Source organism: Pseudomonas svalbardensis, from assembly GCF_030053115.1.
GTDB classification, from domain to species: Bacteria; Pseudomonadota; Gammaproteobacteria; order Pseudomonadales; family Pseudomonadaceae; genus Aquipseudomonas; species Aquipseudomonas svalbardensis.
The window spans coordinates 2805378-2823831 of sequence record NZ_CP125619.1 but is presented as its reverse complement, the minus strand read 5'-3'; the positions used below and the strand labels follow the sequence as shown (position 1 = coordinate 2823831).

Below are 18454 nucleotides of genomic sequence, written 5' to 3'. Positions count from 1 at the left end.
GGAAGCATCTGATGTTTACTATGAGTCGTCTTAGGCCGCACGCAACAGGCGGGAAATCGCTCGCTGAAATCCAGCCGGTCAAATAAAATCGACCTACGCTTTCAAAAAATCACCTTCCCCACCTCCCGCATGGAAATCTCGACGGTCTTGGGGCCAATCCCGTCGAACTCAGATAGGCGTTTTTCGAACTCCTGGCGATTGGCGCTAGCCCCCACGATGTCCATCACCTTTCCAGCGTATTCGTCGTTGAGTTTGTTAGCCAACGCCAGTAAACGGGACACCGTGGTTTCGTCGTAACGCACGTAGTGAGCCTGACCGAGCATCGCTACCCGCTCTCGATGCGTGCCGTGGGCGAGCTTTCGGGGCGAATCGCGCTGATGTTGATCGACGATCACTTGGTACGCCCTTGCGGCTATCCCGCCCTGGATTCTTTTACCCATCAGATAACTGGCGACCAGCCATTTGAACAGGCCCGCTTCGTTCGCATCATCGAGGACTATCTGCAAGTCCCGTGCGCTAATGACCTTGTGCATTAAGCAATCCCCTATGCCAATGTTTCCGGCAGGAATATAGCTCCCAGGACGTCAGCGAGGCTTCGGAGCGAAGCAAGCCGCAGCAAAAGGAACCCCTTAGCCCAGCCTATGCGTAACAGTTGAGTTTAAATAATCTGGAAGTAATCGAATGCATATGTCTGAGGCGTACCAAGTCATGGAAGCTCTGTCGACGAACGACGCGAACCTTAAGATCCACGAGGGCTGGACGCTGATTTCCGTGGTAGTGACGACACATCCTAACGGCCATCTCCACCCTTGCTACATACTTGGTAAATCGAAAACTGTGCACGATGAACACCTCTTAGATTGACCCTGTTCAGCATCAGCCTATTTGCACAGAGCGCTGAAGTAGAGCAAACCTACGGGAACGCCGGGCAATAGATTCAGCAGCGTTATCTTCTCAGCGGACAACTGGCAGTCAGTCACACAAGTGGTAAACGGCGCGCCCTTGTTCAACGTGACTTTTTGACAAACCGCGAGAGTGAATTCGGTTCGCGATCACCGGCTGACTTCTGCCGATTGGGTAAACACCACTTACTCGCGCGTTTGTCGATAATTTGAAGGATCCCGCCATGCCAAAGCTCGAACTCGGCGTCCCCTCCGAAGCCGGCGACCTACACAAGGTCATGGTTTGCTCCCCCGGTCTGGCCCACCAGCGGCTGACTCCGGGCAACTGCAACGAATTGCTGTTTGACGACGTCCTATGGGTCGAGCAGGCCAAGCGCGATCATTTCGACTTTGTGACCAAAATGCGCGAACGCAACATCTCGACTGGATGTTGCAGCGCAAAATCACCGCTAACTCAGTTGGCTTTGGCTTGGTCAATGAAGTGGATTCCTGGTTGCGCGGCCTAGAGCCGCGCAAGATCGCTGAATTCCTGATTGGTGGCGTATCCGCCGATGATCTGCTGGGCAGTTTCGGTCGCAAAACTATCGAGATGTTCCGCGATTTTCTCGGTCACTCAAGCTTCATTTTGCCGCCACTGCCCAACACCCAGTTCACCCGCGACACCACCTGCTGGATCCACGGTGGTGTGACGCTCAACCCGATGTACTGGCCGGCACGTCGCCAGGAAACCCAACTGGTAAGCGCCATCTACAAATTCCACCCTGAATTCACTAACGCCGACTTTCAGATCTGGTACGGCGACCCCCGACCAGGAACACGGCAACGCAAGGCTGGAGGGCGGCGATGTGATGACAATCGGTAACGGTGTAGTGTTGATCGGCGTGGGAGAACGCTCGTCCAGCCATGCCATCGTTCAACTTGCGTTGAATCTGTTCAAGCACAACGTCGTGGAGCGGGTGATCGTTGCCGGCCTGCAGCCATTTCCCGCGCAACTTCACAACTGGTCAAGTTGAAGGTTTCGATAGTGTGAGCACGTACCCTCAACAGCCGTTGTTTGGCCTCAGGGGAACAGACCACATAACCGCTTTCGATCAGTTCTCCACTGCCTTCAAGCTCGGACAGAAGCGTGACAACTTTTCCAGCCGTGCACGACTCCGCTGTGGTCAACAACAGGGAATGCTCGCGCAGATAATTAACCGTAAGGGCGGGAATAGACATAGGACTGTTCCGCGAACGTGATGGTCGGTTGACCGTCTAGGCAATCAATCATTCCAACTGAATTGATCGTGATCGCGGTCGCACTTCTGACTCAAAAAATCCTCACTACGAGTGTCGGTCATTTGGCGTTCGCAAACAGGTGGGGGCTCGCTCCCACAGGGTTCTACGTTGATTTTCGAGGGAGGATATAGCGCTCGATTGCCTGCGCCGCGCCGTCCTCGGTATTGGTTCCAGTGACAACATAGGCCTGGCGCTTCACTGCCTCTTCCGACTGCCCCATGGCGATCGACAAGCCTGCGCGGTGAAACATCGCCGGGTCGTTGCCGCCATCGCCCAGCGCCGCGGTCTGCTCCAGCGGCACACCGAGAAATTCGGCCAGTGTCGCCAGCGCTGCACCCTTGTTGGCTTGCATCGCGGTCACGTCCAGATAAATCGGCTGTGAACGGGAGACCTGTGCCTGACCTTCCACTTTGGGCAGCAGGAGCGCTTCCAGCTCAATCAACAACTGCGTGTTGTTGCTGGTGGCGACGATCTTGTCGATGCGTTCCAGGTACGGCTCAAAACTCTCGACCACCACTGGCGGATAACCCAGGCCGTGCTGTTCACGAGGCACCATTGGGCCGTTCGGATCTTTCAGCAACCAGTCGCCACCACTGAACACCCAGATTTCGATGTCCGGCCGGTCGGCAAACAGCGCCAATGCCGTCAGCGCCGCCGTTGCCGGCAAGTAATGCGCGACCAGCAAACTGCCGTCCGGATTGACGATGGTGCCGCCATTGAACGCTGCCGTTGGAAGGTCGACGCCCAAGGCTTCAATCTGCTGCAACATGGCTTTGGGTGGACGACCGGTGGCCAGGCTGAACAGCACGCCCGCCTCGCGCAAGGAGCGGACCGCTGAGAGGGTGCGTTGGCTGAGGCTGTGATCGGGCAGCAACAAGGTGCCGTCCATGTCACTGAGTAAAAAACGGATGGGAGGCTGCGGTGCGTCGATCATCCGAGGCCGTGCCAGACGCGACCGTCGCGGGTCAAGAGATCTTCTGCAGCCTGCGGGCCGTCTTCGCCAGCGGCATAGCTTTGCACGCTCGCGTCCTGCTGCCAGGCATCAAGGAAAGGCTGCACGGCGCGCCAGCCGTTCTCGATGTTGTCGGCGCGCTGGAACAGTGTCTGATCGCCGGTCAGGCAATCGTAGATCAGGGTTTCATAGCCGGTGGACGGCTGCATTTCAAAGAAATCCTTGTAGGCAAAGCCCAGTTCGATATTGGCCATTTTCAAGGCCGGGCCGGGCCGTTTGGCCAGCAGGTCGAACCACATGCCTTCGTTGGGTTGAATCTGGATTCGCAGATAGGTCGGCTGCAACTCATCGACCTCGGTGTCGCGGAACTGCGCATACGGCGCCGGTTTGAAGCAGATGACGATCTCGGTGTCGCGCACGCTCATGCGCTTGCCGGTGCGCAGGTAGAACGGCACACCGACCCAGCGCCAGTTGTCGATCATGACTTTCAGCGCGACGTAGGTTTCGGTGTTGCTGTCGGGCGCCACGTTGTTTTCCTGGCGATAACCCGGCAACTCTTTGCCGTCGACTTCACCCGCCGTGTATTGGCCACGCACCGAGTTGGCCAGCGCTTCCTCGACCGACCAGGGCCGAATCGCACCGACCACCTTGGCTTTCTCGCCGCGTACCGCATCAGCGCCGAAGGCGGCCGGCGGTTCCATCGCCACCATCGCCAGCAATTGGAACAGGTGATTGGGCACCATGTCCCGCAAGGCGCCGGTGTGTTCATAAAAACTGCCACGGGTTTCCACACCGACGGTTTCGGCGGCGGTGATTTGTACGTGGTCGATGTAGTGATTGTTCCAGAACGCTTCAAACAGGCTGTTGGAAAACCGACTGATCAAAATGTTCTGCACGGTTTCCTTGCCCAGATAGTGATCGATCCGGTAGATCTGGTTTTCCGTCATCACCTTGAGCAAGCAAGCGTTCAAAGCTTCGGCAGTATGCAGATCGGAACCGAAGGGTTTTTCGATTACTACCCTTCTGAACGCTTCTGGCGACTCTTGCAGCAAGTCAGCGGCGCCGAGACGACGCACCACTTCACTGAAGAAACGTGGCGCGGTGGCCAGGTAGAAGACGGCGTTGCCGGTGCCGCTGGCGGCGATTTTCGCCGCCAGCGCTTGATAGGTGCTGTCGTCCAGGAAGTCGCCCTGTACGTAGCTGATGCCTTTGGCCAGCTTGGCCCACAAGTCCGGGTCAAGGGCTTGATCGCCCTTGCCGACCTTGGCGGCCACTTCGGCTCGAATGAAGTCCTCGAGTTTTTTCGCAAAGGCTTCGTCGGTGATGGCGTTGTGGTCAACGCCGATGATCCGCAGCCCATCCCCAAGCAGACCGTCACGACTCAGGTTGTACAGCGCCGGCATCAGCAGACGCTTGACCAGGTCACCATGGGCACCGAACAGGAACAGCGTGGTCGGTGGTGCGGGTTCTGCCTTGGATTTATTGCGGATCAAGCGGGTCATTTTTTCGCAGTCTCCACATGGCCGCCGAAGCCGAAGCGTTGGGCCGAGAGAATCTTGTCGCCAAAGGTGCCTTGCCCTCGCGAACGGTAGCGGGAGAACAGCGAGTTCGACAGCACCGGTACAGGCACCGATTGCTCCATGGCGGCTTCGATGGTCCAGCGACCTTCACCACTGTCAGCCACCGATCCGGAGTAACCGTCGAGTTTCGGATCGCTGGCCAGCGCATCGGCGGTCAGGTCGAGCAACCAGGACGACACGACGCTGCCACGACGCCAGACTTCGGCGATGTCGCCTACGTTCAGGTCGAAACGCTGATCTTCCGGCAGGTTGGTGCTGGCCTTGGTCTTGAGGATGTCGAAGCCTTCGGCAAAGGCCTGCATCATTCCGTATTCGATGCCGTTGTGGATCATTTTCACGAAATGGCCCGAACCGGCCGGGCCTGCGTGGATGTAACCGCGCTCGGCACGATCGTCTTCGGACTTGCGGTCCTTGGTGCGAGGGATGTCGCCCAGGCCCGGTGCAAGGCTCTCGAACAGCGGATCAAGGCGTTTAACCACCTCGGCTTCGCCACCGATCATCATGCAGTAGCCCCGCTCCAGGCCCCAGACGCCGCCGGAGGTGCCGACGTCGACGTAGTGCAGGCCTTTCTCCGACAGGGTTTTCGCCCGGCGGATGTCGTCCTTATAGAAGGTGTTGCCGCCGTCGATGATGGTATCGCCAGCTTCGAGCAAGGTGCTCAGGGTGTCGATGGTGTCTTCGGTCGGTGCGCCGGCCGGCAGCATGACCCACACCGCACGTGGCTTGGCCAGGCCAGCGACCAGCGCCGTCAAGTCGATGACGCCAGAGGCGCCTTCTGCGGCCAGGGTGTCGACAAAGGCGGTATTGCGGTCGTAAACAACGGTGGTATGACCGTTGAGCATCAGGCGCCGCGCAATATTGCCGCCCATGCGGCCCAGTCCAATAATCCCGAGTTGCATGTTCTGATGCTCCCTACTACAAATAATGTGTGTCAAAGGTTATAGCCCAACGCGACTATTGAGGGTTAGTCCAGAGCGCTGGCACATAGTTTCCGGGCATTGTGCCCGATCCAGATTGATAACGTCGGTAATCGCGCCGAAGACACAGCGACCATGAAAAATAAAAAAGTTCCCTTCCGGGGCAAAAGAAATCAAAATCAGCGCCGATAGTAAGTCAGCACCCGATGTCGGGGCAGGTTTACAGTTGAGACAGCCATTTGCGAGGTGAGCAATGGGCACAGTACACGCAGCACTGCCAGCACAAACCCTTTACGTCACGATCCGTCGCGATGAATTGCGCCAGTTGAAAGACGAGCGCGACCAGTTGAAGCAGGAGCTCGCGCAATTGCGCTTGTTGACACAAAGCAATCAGGCCCAGCCTTTGCCCGTCACTCACCGTGTGCCTCACGCCTGATCCCCTCGCTTGATTCGGAAGCAGCCCCCGCTGTTTCCGACCTGCCATCCCCCCTTTTGACAAACCCTGCACTCACGAAGTTTTCACATCCGCTTGTTGATACTCCGGCGCCTTATGGCCGTTCGGTATCCGCGCGGCGCCCGTTCGTCGGTGACAAAGATGTCCCGGCGGGGAAGTGATTATTGGCTGGAGCGCTGAATGGCTTTGTTTAAACGCAGCAATACGTCTGCGAAAGGTTTCGACTGGACAGGATTTCTCTGGCTGTTCCTGTTCTTCTGGTATTTTTCCGGCATTACCCAACTACTGATCCAACTGACAGGCACCTCCGGTTTCACCGGGTTCCGCCAGGCCTTTGTGATGAGCGCCATCTGGCTTGCGCCGATGCTGCTGTTCCCCAAACAAACACGTGTCATGGCTGCGCTGATCGGTGTGGTGCTGTGGGCCTGCTCAATGGCCAGCCTGGGTTACTTCTTCATCTATCAGCAGGAGTTTTCCCAAAGCGTCATCTTCATTATGTTCGAGTCGAACATCTCTGAAGCCGGCGAGTACATGACTCAGTACTTTGCCTGGTGGATGGTGGCAGCGTTCCTCGCTCACAGCGCTTTCGCTTACTTCCTCTGGACTCGCTTGCGCCCGGTGTACATGCCTCGCGGTCGGGCGCTGGTGGCTGCAACGGCGATTGTGATCGCCGTCGTCGGTTACCCGCTGATCAAGCAAACCGCGCGTACCGGCAGTTTTGCCGGCGGTTTCGAGAAGTTCGAAACCCGCATCGAGCCCGCGGTGCCTTGGCAAATGGCCGTGGCCTATCACCGCTACCTCGATACCCTGGCCGGCATGCAAGACATGCTCAATAGCGCCAGCAAGATCCCTCCCCTGCACAATCTCAAAGATTCGGCGGCCAATCAGCCGGCGACCCTGGTGCTGGTGATCGGTGAGTCCACCAACCGTCAGCGCATGAGCCTCTACGGCTACCCTCGGGAAACCACCCCGGAGCTGGACAAGCTCAAGGATCAACTGGCGGTCTTCGATAACGTCATCACCCCGCGCCCCTACACCATCGAGGCGTTGCAGCAGGTTCTGACCTTCGCCGACGAAGAAAACCCGGACCTGTACCTGTCGACCCCGTCGCTGGTCAGCATGATGAAACAGGCAGGCTACAAGACCTTCTGGATCACCAACCAGCAGACCATGACCAAGCGCAACACCATGCTGACGACCTTCTCCGAGCAGGCCGACGAGCAGGTGTACCTGAACAACAACCGCAACCAGAATGCCGCCCAGTACGATGGCGACGTGATCGAGCCGTTCAATAAGGCCTTGGCCGACGCTGCGCCGCGCAAGCTGATCGTCGTGCATTTGCTTGGCACGCACATGAGCTATCAATACCGTTATCCGTCGTCCTTCGATAAGTTCAAGGACCGCAAAGGGGTTCCGGACGGTGTGCACGACGATCAGGTGCCGACGTATAACAGCTATGACAACGCGGTGCTGTACAACGACTTCGTGGTTTCGAGCCTGATCAAGGACTACGCCAAGTCTGATCCCAACGGGTTCCTGCTGTACCTCTCCGACCATGGTGAAGATGTTTTCGACTCGCCTGGCCACAGCACCCTTGGGCGCAACGAAAGCAAACCGACGGCACCGATGTACACCATTCCGTTCATGGCCTGGGCCTCGCCGAAATGGCGCGAAAACCATGACTGGAGCTTTACCGGTGATCTGGGGCGGCCTTACAGCAGCTCGCACCTGATCCATACCTGGGCTGATCTGGCGGGCCTGAGCTTCGATGAACTGGATCGCAGCAAGAGCCTGGTCAGCGACAGTTTTAAGCCACGACCATTGATGATCGGCAATCCTTATGAGCGCGAGCAAAAGGCATTGATCGACTTCAGCCTGATGAAACCCAAGGCGGTGGCAGTCATTCAGAATTAGTCCTTTCAGGGGCCGGTTCCGGCCCCTTTTGCACTGCGCCAATGGCGCGATTGCGTTGTCCGAAACATTTACAAATAACAATAATTCTTATTAATCGCTAAATCCCTCCTTCCCTCTTCGTCTTTGAACAAACGGAATTTTTTCCTCGAAGACAAGGAGTCGGCTGCGATGTTCGCGCCTATCACCCGTTCCATGACCTTTACCCTGGGCCTGTGCAGTGCCGCCCTGTGCCCCGATCTGCTGGCCGAAACCAGCCCTGATCAAGAACCCGGCCGCACCCTCGAACTGGGCGCCACCAATGTGACCGCCCAAGGTTTGGGCAGCACCACCGAAAACACCGAGTCGTACACCACCGGTGCCATGAGCACTGCGACGCGCTTGAACCTGTCGATCAAGGAAACGCCGCAATCGGTGTCCGTGGTCACGCGCCAGCAAATGGACGACTTCAAACTCGGCACGCTGTCCGAAGCCATGAGCCAGACCACCGGCGTGGTGGTTCAACACAACGATTCGGATCGGGTCAGTTACTCGTCCCGGGGTTACTCGATCACCAATTTCCAGATCGATGGCATGCTGAACACCTTCAGCTACATGAAGTCTGATTCCGATACCATCATCTACGACCGCATCGAAGTGGTTCGCGGTGCGACCGGCCTGACCACCGGCGCGGGCGACCCGTCGGCCACCATCAACATGGTGCGTAAACGGCCGACGGCGCAGTGGCAAGTCCAGACCGGTGTCAGCGGCGGCAGTTATGACGACTACTACAGTTATCTGGATGTCGGCGGCCCGCTGGCGTTCGACGGCCGCTTGCGCGGACGCAGCGTGCTGGCCTATCGCGACAGCGATTCGTTCCGCGACAAGTACCAGCAACAACGTGAAGTCGGCTACGGGATTCTGGAAGCCGACCTGACCGATGACACTGTGTTGGCCGTGGGTTACGACTATCAGAACAAACACGTCCAGGGCACGTCCTGGGGCACGGTGCCGTACTGGAACGCTGACGGTGGCAAGGCCAACCTCGGACGCTCCACCAACATGGCCACGTCGTGGAGTTCCTGGCCGCTCAAGGACAAAACCGCGTTCGCCACGCTGGAACACCAATTGGGTGCCGGCTGGCACGCCAAGGCCGCCTACACCCATCGCGAGAGCGACACCGACGGCAAGATCTACTACGGCGGCGGGGGGTTCCCTGAGGCAGATCGCAGTGGCATGAGCGCCAACGTCAGCCACATGCTCAGTACGCAAAAAATGAAGGCTTATGACTTCAACGTGGCCGGCCCTTACTCGCTGTTCGGACGGGAACACGAAATGATGATCGGCTATGGCGAGGCCGAGCGCCGGGAAGATTCCCCCTACATGGTGGACGGCCCCAGGGCGGCGGATTACGAAAGCATCCGCGACTGGAAATACATGGGCGACATCGCCAAGTTTCCCGACGCCGTCACCAACCTTTCAGGTTCAAAAGACAGTACCCGCCAGAAGGCCGGTTACCTGGCCACTCGCCTGAGTCTGACGGATGACCTGCACGCCGTATTCGGTAGTCGTTATGGCAGCTGGAAAGTGTCGAGCAAGACCAACAAGTACGACAACAACCTGCAACTGAGCAGCGTCGATGCGACAAGCCAGGAACACAACGACATGTGGACGCCCTACGCCGGGCTGCTCTACGACCTCACCCCCGAATACACGGCATACGTCAGCTACACCGACATTTTCAACCCGCAAGACAACCGCGACAGCAATCGCAAATACCTCGACCCGGTGGTGGGCAGCAACTATGAACTGGGGCTCAAGGGCAGCCTGCTTGAAGAACGTCTGAACCTCGCCACCGCGCTGTTCTGGAGCAAGCAGGACAACGTAGCCGAACTCGACGATTCGGTGCCACCAGACCCGGCGACCGGTGAGGAGTTCTTCAAGTCAGGCGGCAAAGGCAACAAGATTCAGGGTTTCGAAGCCGAGGTCTCGGGCGAGGTCATGGCCGGCTGGAACATGACGGCCGGCTACACCTACACCCACTCGGCCAATGGCGAGAAGAAACGCGCCAATACCAACCAGCCACTGAATATGTTCCGGCTCTCCACGGGCTATCGCCTGCCCGGCGACTGGCAGGCACTGACCGTGGGTGGCGCGGTGAACTGGCAGAGCGACGTGTTCCGGGCCGCCAGCCGCCCGGTGGGACGTAGTGCTGACGGTGCGGTGATCACCGAAAGGACGAACATCCAGCAGGCGGCCTACACCGTGGTCAAACTGATGTCGCGTTATGAGTTCGACAAGCACCTGTCCGCCTCGCTGAACGTCGATAACCTGTTCGACAAGAAGTATTACGACAACGTCGGGTTCTATAACGGTGTGTTTTGGGGTGACCCGCGCACGGTGACCCTTAGCCTGGACTGGACGCTCTAGGCGCAGGTCATTCCCATTTAACGGAATCGGCGGATAATGTCCCTTCGACATTGCTTCATGGACGAAAGGACCCGACAACTCGTAGTGGGGCACACCATGAAACGTACAACCATGATCCTCGCCGGCCTGATGATGTTCAGTTCAACCGCTGCATTTGCCGAAGGTGGTGCTGAACGCATGCGGTATTACTTTGAGAGCCTGCGGCTCAGCCAAGAGGCGAATCAAAGTAACGCCAGCAACACCGCTGAAATCAGGGTTCCGGATGATCAAACTGCGCAAGTGACAGAGCACTACAAACCTTAACGACAAAGGGCGTCCTGATGGACGCCCTTTTTCTTTGCTCGTATTACCTTAAAGCGCCTTGGTCCAGAACAGCATCCGACCGTGCGCCGGGTCGAACATGCCTGCGGCAAAACCGAACTTGCCATAGGACGCCTGAGCGACTGCATTACCTTCCAGCACCTCCAGTGTGATTTTGCAGCAACCGCGCTGGCGAGCGATGTCCTCGACCTTTTGCAGCATTTTCTGGCTCAACCCCAAGCCGCGAAACTTTTTCACCACCGCCACATCGTGCACATTGACCAACGGCCGACAGGCGAAAGTCGAGAAACCTTCAAAGCAATTGACCAGCCCGGCCGGCTCGCCACCGACGAAGGCCAGAACGCTGAACGCGTGGGGACGTTTGGCCAGTTCCGCCGGCAGTTGCTTCAGCAAGTCGGCGGGCAAGGAGTGGCCGCCACCCATTGGGTCTTCGGCGTAAGCATTTAGCACCAGCCCAATAGCCTCGGCATGCAGCGGATTGGTGTAACTGGCCTGAAGCACAAGAATTTCTGCGGATTCCATTTCCACCCTCGTTTGCACATTAAGTTGCCCCAGCGCATCTCGCACTGAAGGGCCGACCGACAATATCGCGGGCACAGCCGTGTCGACAACCCGATCCTGCTGTAATTTTTCGCTCAAGCGCCCCAGATCAGCGCCTCGGTCCATCCCAGCTCGGCAAAATCCTCAGCCCTCAAGCCTGACTCACCGGCACAGAAAAACTCATCCAGTTGCGGTGGTTTGACCGAGGTGCCGCTGAGCATGGCGTGAACCTGCCCGCGATGATGAATCTGGTGCTCGAACAGATGGGACAGCAGGCGCAAGCGGCTGTCATGTTGCGGCGTGTCCCGGGCGATGGTCACGATCTTCCCCAGGTCTGCATCGCGCATTTGTTCGCAATAGGCGATCAGTCGAAGGTCCACCAGCGCTTGTTCGCGCTTGAGGTCTACTGCGTGCGTAAACGGCTCGTCCTGGTTGAAAAACACATAGCATTCGGGATGCGGGTCATCGCCGCGCAACTCCCGCTCCAGCGCATCCACGTAAAACCAGTCGCAGGTCAGGATGTGATTGAGGGTCGCGCGCAGGCTGGGAAAGAAGCTGACCCGCGGCGCCGAGAGGTCGGCGGGGCTCAACTGGCTCCAGGTCTTGGCGAGGCGATGATTGGCCCAGGCGTTCTGATAGGCCATGGTCAGCAAATGGTGCGACAGAGGCTGATTCATGTTCGCGGCTCCTTGTTCAAGCTTCGGCGAAACGTTGCAGCTGCATTTCCTGTAAACGGCTGAGGGTGCGGCGGAACGGGAATTCCAGATAGCCTTCGGTGTACAACGATTCCATGGGCACCTGCGCTTCGAGGCACAGCGGCACCTTACGGTCGTAGCACTCGTCCACCAAGGCGATGAAACGCCGTACGCCGTCGTCATGCACCGACAATTGCGGCAACTCGCGATCGCCCGCTACCACCCGCTCGACGCCGTCTTCAGTGCCTCGGGCGATGCGCCCTTCGCGCTTTTGCGCGCTGAGGTTGGGCACGTCACTCAACAGAATAGCGCTGAAGGTGTCGCACAGGGCGATGAAATCCATGGCGGCAAAAGGCTGTTCACAGAGGTCGGCGTAACGAGTCCAGAGCACGGTTTGACTGGCCTGCACGACATTGAGTGAGCGGTAGCCCACCTTGATCGGGTCACTGGACACCGACTGGCCGACGGTCAATGCCTTGAACACTTCACCCAGAGCGCTGGGTTGCCCCGGTGCCGCCACCCAGTAACGTTGCAAAACTTTGCCTGGGTGCAGGCGATGATCTTCGCCGCCATCCACCGCAATTACCTGCATATGTTTCTTGATGGCTTCGATGGCGGGCACGAACCGGTCGCGATTAAAGCCCTCGGCGTACAGCTGGTCCGGTGGCTGATTGGAGGTGCAGACCACCACCACGCCCTGCTCGAACATCACCTGAAACAAACGCCCGAGAATGATGGCGTCGCCGATGTCGTTGACGAACAATTCGTCAAAGCACAGGACCCGCACTTCCTCGCTCAGTTCGCGAGCCAGCGCCTTCAACGGGTCGGCGGTGCCGGTCAGCTGAAACGAACGCTGATGCACCCACCCCATAAAGTGGTGAAAGTGTTGGCGACGGGCCGGGACCTTCAGGCTTTGGTAAAACTGGTCCATCAACCAGGTCTTGCCGCGCCCGACCGGCCCCCAGAGGTACACGCCAGTGATCGGCATACGCCCTTCATGCAGCGCCTCGTAGCATTTCTGCAGCGCCCACACGGCATGTTCCTGGGCTTCGTCCTGGACGAAGCCCTTCTGTTCGATGGCGTGTTGCCAGGCGCTTAAGGGGGAGTCGATATTCATGCGCGGCAGTATGCCACGCGGCCTGGTTAGAGAGAGATGTCTAGCCGGGCGATCTTGCCCTGTTCATTCAGGCGAAACATGTAGCGCAATTCCAGAGGGCTGCCCGGAAACGTTCCGGAGATCAGGTTATGCACCAGCACTTTGCCGGTGCGTAGTTGGACGTCGAGTACTTCGACCCGTGGCTGGTAACGCTGGGCGGTGTCTTGCATCCATTGCGCGATGGCGTGAGTGCCGACCTGGTGCTGGCCTTCATCGAACACATTGGCATCCTCAGCGAAAAAACTGGCGACCCGCGAGGTGTCGCGGGCATTGGCCGCAGCAATGTAGGCGGCGATGGCGGGTGCCAGTGAAGAGGCGGGATTGGACATGGTTACGGCTCCTTGTTTGTTGATTCTGGAGCCATGCTAAAACAAGCCTGTGTCAGTTCTTGTCAGGAGTGAAGCGCCCTGCTTCGTCCAGTTGCATCTGCTTGCGCCAGGTGCGCAACAGGTCGCTGCGCCGCCCCGGATAACGCTCGCCCTGCTCGTTCGCTGCCGAGATCCGGTCGGTACGAAAGGTGCGGTAGGCGCTACGCAACTCGCACCAGGCGACGATGATTCGCACCTCGTTCAGAAACCCCAGAGCCAGCGGCCAAATCAGCCGCTGACTCGGCACCTGGTTGGCATCCGCGTAATCGATGTGCAGCTTGGCCTGATCGCGAATGGCCTGGCGAAACACATTCAGTGGCACCGCGTTGGGCGCAAAGCCATAGCCGGGCGGCCCCGGTAACACCGTCGGGTTGCGTAACGCGTCCAGCGCTTCAGGCGCCAATACCGCTGCAATCTTGGCCAGCGCATCCGCCGCCGCCTTACTCAACACCTCATCCCCGCGCTGATCCACATAGCGCAACCCCAGCACAATGGCTTCGGTTTCATCGGCGTTGAGCATCAGCGGCGGCAGAAACAAACCGCTGCGCAGCACATAGCCGATCCCCGCTTCGCCATAGATTGGCGCGCCAAGGGCGGTGAGTTCGGCGATGTCGCGGTACAGCGTGCGTTCAGAAATCTCCAATTCGCCGGCAAGCGTCGCCGCGGTCACCGGACGACTTTTGCCGCGCAGCAATTGCAACAAGGTCAGTAAACGAGTGGTACGCGACACGATCGGCAGGCTCTGTCCGTGAAAGTTGTCGGAGCTTAGCAGAGGACCCTGTCAGAAAGTGGCAGTAGCATCTTTGATGGCTACCTGGAGGCCGGCGGCAATTTCATCGACACCGCCAACGGCTATCAGGCGGGCCAGTCGGAAGCCATGCTCGGCGAGTTCATCGCAGCGGAACGGGATCGCCTGGTCATCGCCACCAAATACACCCTGGGGACCACGCCGGCTGCGGGCATTTCCCACACCGGCAACAACCGCAAGAACATGGTTCGCGCCGTGGAAGAAAGCCTGAAACGACTCAACACCGACCACATCGACCTGTTCTGGGCCCACATGAGCGATGGCGTGACGCCGATGGAAGAAATTCTGCGCGGTTTCGACGATCTGGTGCGCGCTGGCAAAATTCACTACGCCGGGCTGTCAAACTTCCCGGCGTGGCGCATTGCTCGGGCCGATTTGCTGGCCGAGATTCGCGGGTTCTCACCGCTTGCTGCGATTCAGGTGGAATACAGCCTCGCTGAACGCACGGCCGAACGTGAACAACTGCCGATGGCCGAAGCCTTGGGCCTGGCCGCTACGTTATGGTCACCATTGGGTGGCGGGTTCCTCACTGGCAAGTACCGCACCAACGATGGCGACAACCGCGCCGCCAAACTCGGCATGCTGATCCACGCCGAGAAAAGCGCCCGTGAAACCGCCCTGCTCGACACCTTGCTGGCCGTCGCTGAAGAATTGGGCGCCAGCCCGACGCACGTCGCCATAGCCTGGCTGCGGGAAAAAGCCAAGCGTTCGACCACGGCGCTGATTCCGATTCTCGGCTCGCGCACCCGTGAACAACTGGATGCGACCTTGGGTGCTTTGGATGTGCAATTGAGTGCCGATCAACTGTTGCGGCTTGATGGGGCCAGTGGTGTGGAGATGGCCGTGCCCCATGAATCCATTGCCGGGTCGATGGCGCGATTTACCGGGGCTGAAACCCTGGATCTGCCAATCATCCCCGTCGCCTGACACAGATCGAAATGTGGGATCGCCGCACCGCCGCTCCCACATTTTTCTTGTGTGTTACCGGTCGACCTTATGCTTCGCTGCATAGAGGCACAGCATTTCCATCGCCAACGTCGCCGCCGCCAGTGAGGTAATGTCCGCACTGTCGTAGGCCGGCGCCACTTCCACGACGTCCATTCCCACCAGATTGATCCCGCGCAAACCACCGAGAATTTCCAGCGCCTGCACCGTACTCAAGCCACCGCACACCGGCGTTCCGGTGCCTGGAGCGAAGGCCGGATCAAGGCAATCAATGTCGAACGTCAGGTACACCGGGTTATCACCGACCCGCGCCCGAATGGCCTCGACAATCTCATCAACACCACGTCGATGCACTTGTCGCGCATCCAGCACCTGAAAGCCCTGGTGATCGTCATTGGTGGTGCGCAACCCGATCTGCACCGAACGCGACGGATCCACCAACCCTTCCTTGGCCGCGTGCCAGAACATCGTGCCGTGATCGACGCGCTTGCCGTCTTCGTCCGGCCAGGTGTCGCTGTGGGCGTCGAAGTGGATCAACGACAGCGGACCATGTTTGCGCGCATGGGCCTTGAGCAGCGGATACGTGATGAAGTGATCCCCGCCGAACGTCAGCATCGCGCTACCGGCGTTGAGAATGCGTTCGGCATGGGCTTCAATGCTTTCCGGCACCGACTGCGGTGTGCCGTAATCGAAGTCGCAATCGCCGTAGTCGATGACCGCCAGATGCTCGAACGGGTCGAAGGCCCATGGCCAGTGGCGTTCCCAGGCAATCCCGGTGGACGCGGCACGAATGCCACGTGGTCCGAAACGCGCACCGGGACGGTTGCTGGTGGCGGTGTCGAACGGGACACCGCTGACCGCAACGTCGACGCCGCGCAAGTCGCGACTGTAGCGACGACGCATGAAACTGGTGATACCGGCGTAGGTACTTTCGGCGGCAGTGCCGTAGAGGCTGTCGCGGGTCATGGCCTGATCGTTTTGCATCGGGACGTCCATCTCAGGTTCCTTATTATTGGCGGCTACGGAAAGTGGTCCACAAGCGAGTGCGTTGACGCAGGTCCTTCAGGCTCATGCTGCGGTCGGCGTACAGCCGGTCACGCACGTCAGCCAGTGGGTAGATGTCCGGATCGGTGCGCACGGCCTCATCCACCAGCGGTGTTGCCGCCTGGTTGGCTGTCGCGAAGAAAAGTGTGTTGGTCAGTGCTGCGACGGATTCCGGGCGCAACATGAACTCTATAAAGGCGCGGGCGGCTTCGGGGTGTGGGGCGTCCTTGGGGATCGCCAGGTTGTCCTGCCAGACCAGCGTGCCCTCTTTCGGAATCCGGTACGCCACTTCAAATGGCTTGTTGGCCTTGCGCGCCTGATCAGCGGCCATGCTGGCGTCACCGTTGTAGGTCAACGCCAGGCATACGCTGCCATTGGCCAGATCGCTGATCTGCCGACCGGTCGCGACGTACAGCACATTGGGTTGCAGCTGATGCAACAGCGCCTCGGCGGCTGACAGATCAGCCTTGTCAGTGCTGTAAGGATTTTTACCCAGGTAATGCAGCGCCAGGCCGATCACTTCCTGAGGCGAATCGAGAATGGCAATGCCGCAATCTTTCAGTTTGCCGGCGTACTCAGGCTTGAACAGCAGGTCCAGGCTGTTGAGCGGCACGTCCGGCAAACGCTGCTTCACGGCTTCGACATTCATCCCCAAACCCAGTGTGCCCCACGTATAGGGCACGCCATAACGGTTGCCGGGGTCGACGGCGGCGAGTTTTTCCAGCAAATCCGGATCGAGGTTGGCGTAACCCTTGAGGCCTTCGTGGGGAATCTCTTTCAACGCACCGGCTGCCAGTCCACGGGCCAGCACACTGGAAGACGGCACGACCACGTCATAACCGCTGCCACCAGTGAGCAACTTGGTTTCGAGCACCTCCGAGGAATCGAACGTGTCGTAGCGCACGTGGATACCGGTTTCCTGCTCGAAACGCTGCAAGGTTTCAGGCGCTACGTAATCGGACCAACTGTAGAGATTCAGGACTTTTTCCTCGGCCTGGGCCGATACGGCCATGGCGAGGAACAGCGTGGGGAAACACAGCTTGAACATGGGAGCCATGACGGAACACCTGACCAGATGAAGTGGATGGAGAATGCGCCGTCGGATACATTGGAAAAATACCCAGTTAGTTATCCTGACTTTATCCGGGAGTAATGTTTGATGCTCAGCCAACTCCACGATCTCGATCTGCAACTGCTGCGCCTGTTCGTCAACGTGGTGGAGTGCGGCGGCTTCAGCGCGGCTCAGGGGGAGTTGGGCTTGAGCCAGTCGAGCATCAGCCAGCAAATGGCCAAACTGGAAACCCGACTCGGCTATCGCCTGTGCAGTCGCGGCAAAGGTGGTTTCAAGATCACGCCCAAGGGCGAACAACTGCTCAGCGCGACTCGCAGCCTGTTCGAGTCCATCGAAGCCTTCCGCCATCAATCCAATGGTGTGGCCGGGCGCTTGATCGGCGAGGTTCGTTTGGGGCTGTCCGAAGCGCTCGATCAATCCGTGTTGCAACGAGTAGCCGATGCGATCCGACGCTTTCGTGAACGGGACGAATCGGTACGCATCGAGTTGATCAGCGCCATGCCCGGCGAAATGGAACGGTTGCTGCTGCAACAACGACTGGACCTGGCGATCGGCTATTTCTCACAAGTGCAAAGCGCTTTTGACTACCGCGAACTGTTTACCGAAACCCAGCACCTGTATTGCGCCGCAGGACATCCGCTATTCACTAATGACGCACCTGACGATCTAGCGCTCCAGGCTTGCGATCGGGTCGATCACCCTTATCGCTTCCTGCGCAGCGACGAGCCCTTCCAGGGGAAGATGTGTTCGGCGCGCTCGGAGCAAGTCGAAGGCACACTCGCCTTCATTCTTTCCGGCAAGCACGTCGGTTATTTGCCCAGCCACTTTGCCCGCAGCTGGGAAGACAAAGGATTGCTGCGCGCCGTGCGCCGTGCCGATATGAGTTTCGACGTGGCGTTTCATCTGGCCCGCCATCGCGCCCAAGTGCCCGGGGATGCGCAGAAAGCCTTTGAAGAGGATCTACTCGCGGCGTTCGCTTGATGAGCATTCCCACGCGGGAGCGTGGGAACGATCAGTACGTTGTGCGTTGCCCTCGATGCCCGCTGCTGGCATCCTGCGCCTCCATTTTCTGACCCGGCCCGCCTTCTGGCACGCACACCAC

At 58.7% G+C, this 18454-nt stretch carries 16 protein-coding genes and 3 pseudogenes; 7 read left to right on the top strand and 12 right to left on the bottom strand.

What is annotated here, in order from left to right; genetic code table 11:
• Window positions 1–101: 101 nt before the first annotated feature.
• Window positions 102–533: a DNA methylase gene (locus QFX16_RS13005; RefSeq protein ID WP_283184231.1), complete on the bottom strand. Its 432-nt coding sequence runs from the start codon at window positions 531–533 to the stop codon at window positions 102–104.
• A 593-nt stretch (window positions 534–1126) separates the two neighbouring features.
• Here QFX16_RS13005 and QFX16_RS13000 point away from each other — a divergent pair.
• Window positions 1127–1900, top strand: a pseudogene (locus QFX16_RS13000) (arginine deiminase family protein); the annotation flags it as partial.
• On the opposite strand, the pseudogene QFX16_RS12995 reads toward QFX16_RS13000, so the two are convergent.
• The 4 genes and pseudogenes from QFX16_RS12995 to gnd form a co-directional block, all read right to left on the bottom strand.
• A pseudogene (locus tag QFX16_RS12995) lies at window positions 1854–2120 on the bottom strand (CinA family protein); the annotation flags it as partial. The pseudogenes QFX16_RS13000 and QFX16_RS12995 sit on opposite strands and share 47 nt — an antisense overlap.
• A 163-nt stretch (window positions 2121–2283) precedes the next feature.
• Window positions 2284–3114 carry an HAD family hydrolase gene (locus tag QFX16_RS12990; protein WP_283184230.1) on the bottom strand — a complete coding sequence of 277 codons (831 nt, stop codon included), beginning with the start codon at window positions 3112–3114 and terminating at the stop codon, window positions 2284–2286.
• Window positions 3111–4634 carry a glucose-6-phosphate dehydrogenase gene (gene zwf / locus QFX16_RS12985; protein ID WP_283184229.1) on the bottom strand — a complete coding sequence of 508 codons (1524 nt, stop codon included), beginning with the start codon at window positions 4632–4634 and terminating at the stop codon, window positions 3111–3113. Before zwf ends, QFX16_RS12990 begins: the two co-directional genes overlap by 4 nt.
• Window positions 4631–5611 carry a phosphogluconate dehydrogenase (NAD(+)-dependent, decarboxylating) gene (gnd, locus tag QFX16_RS12980; RefSeq protein ID WP_283184228.1) on the bottom strand — a complete coding sequence of 327 codons (981 nt, stop codon included), beginning with the start codon at window positions 5609–5611 and terminating at the stop codon, window positions 4631–4633. Before gnd ends, zwf begins: the two co-directional genes overlap by 4 nt.
• A 271-nt stretch (window positions 5612–5882) precedes the next feature.
• Here gnd and QFX16_RS12975 point away from each other — a divergent pair, with 271 nt between their 5' ends.
• The 4 genes from QFX16_RS12975 (at window position 5883) to QFX16_RS12960 (ending at window position 10706) form a co-directional block, all read left to right on the top strand.
• Window positions 5883–6065, top strand: coding sequence for a DUF6026 family protein (locus tag QFX16_RS12975; RefSeq protein WP_056739988.1), 183 nt, complete (start codon window positions 5883–5885; stop codon window positions 6063–6065).
• Window positions 6066–6263: 198 nt separating this feature from the next.
• Complete coding sequence (locus QFX16_RS12970; RefSeq protein WP_283184227.1) at window positions 6264–7997, top strand: phosphoethanolamine transferase CptA; 1734 nt, start codon at window positions 6264–6266, stop codon at window positions 7995–7997.
• Window positions 7998–8165: 168 nt separating this feature from the next.
• Window positions 8166–10403, top strand: coding sequence for a TonB-dependent siderophore receptor (locus QFX16_RS12965; RefSeq protein ID WP_283184226.1), 2238 nt, complete (start codon window positions 8166–8168; stop codon window positions 10401–10403).
• A 96-nt stretch (window positions 10404–10499) separates the two neighbouring features.
• On the top strand, window positions 10500–10706 hold the full coding sequence (locus tag QFX16_RS12960) for a hypothetical protein (protein WP_046054123.1): 207 nt from the start codon (window positions 10500–10502) through the stop codon (window positions 10704–10706).
• A gap of 48 nt (window positions 10707–10754) precedes the next feature.
• On the opposite strand, the gene QFX16_RS12955 is transcribed toward QFX16_RS12960, so the two are convergent.
• The 5 genes from QFX16_RS12955 to QFX16_RS12935 all read right to left on the bottom strand — a co-directional run bounded on the left by QFX16_RS12955 (window position 10755) and on the right by QFX16_RS12935 (window position 14213).
• Complete coding sequence (locus tag QFX16_RS12955) at window positions 10755–11246, bottom strand: GNAT family N-acetyltransferase (RefSeq protein ID WP_283184225.1); 492 nt, start codon at window positions 11244–11246, stop codon at window positions 10755–10757.
• A 113-nt stretch (window positions 11247–11359) separates the two neighbouring features.
• A complete protein-coding gene (locus QFX16_RS12950) occupies window positions 11360–11941 on the bottom strand; it encodes a DinB family protein (protein ID WP_283184224.1) in 582 nt (193 codons plus the stop codon).
• Between the two features lie 16 nt (window positions 11942–11957).
• Window positions 11958–13076 carry a cell division protein ZapE gene (gene zapE, locus QFX16_RS12945; RefSeq protein WP_283184223.1) on the bottom strand — a complete coding sequence of 373 codons (1119 nt, stop codon included), beginning with the start codon at window positions 13074–13076 and terminating at the stop codon, window positions 11958–11960.
• A gap of 26 nt (window positions 13077–13102) precedes the next feature.
• The gene (locus QFX16_RS12940; RefSeq protein WP_008069241.1) at window positions 13103–13444 is read right to left on the bottom strand and encodes a nuclear transport factor 2 family protein; all 342 of its coding nucleotides are present in this window, start codon (window positions 13442–13444) and stop codon (window positions 13103–13105) included.
• 52 nt (window positions 13445–13496) lie between these two features.
• Window positions 13497–14213: a helix-turn-helix transcriptional regulator gene (locus tag QFX16_RS12935; RefSeq protein ID WP_283184222.1), complete on the bottom strand. Its 717-nt coding sequence runs from the start codon at window positions 14211–14213 to the stop codon at window positions 13497–13499.
• 66 nt (window positions 14214–14279) lie between these two features.
• Here QFX16_RS12935 and QFX16_RS12930 point away from each other — a divergent pair.
• A pseudogene (locus tag QFX16_RS12930) lies at window positions 14280–15218 on the top strand (aldo/keto reductase); the annotation flags it as partial.
• A 54-nt stretch (window positions 15219–15272) separates the two neighbouring features.
• Here the strand turns inward: QFX16_RS12930 and speB are convergent.
• Together speB and QFX16_RS12920 are read right to left on the bottom strand one after the other, a co-directional pair.
• On the bottom strand, window positions 15273–16232 hold the full coding sequence (speB, locus tag QFX16_RS12925) for an agmatinase (protein ID WP_283184221.1): 960 nt from the start codon (window positions 16230–16232) through the stop codon (window positions 15273–15275).
• Window positions 16233–16245: 13 nt separating this feature from the next.
• The gene (locus QFX16_RS12920) at window positions 16246–17337 is read right to left on the bottom strand and encodes a polyamine ABC transporter substrate-binding protein (RefSeq protein WP_283184220.1); all 1092 of its coding nucleotides are present in this window, start codon (window positions 17335–17337) and stop codon (window positions 16246–16248) included.
• Window positions 17338–17439: 102 nt separating this feature from the next.
• Here QFX16_RS12920 and QFX16_RS12915 point away from each other — a divergent pair, with 102 nt between their 5' ends.
• Window positions 17440–18333, top strand: a complete 894-nt coding sequence (locus tag QFX16_RS12915) for a LysR family transcriptional regulator (protein WP_283184219.1) — start codon at window positions 17440–17442, stop codon at window positions 18331–18333.
• The last annotated feature ends 121 nt before the right edge of the window (window positions 18334–18454 follow it).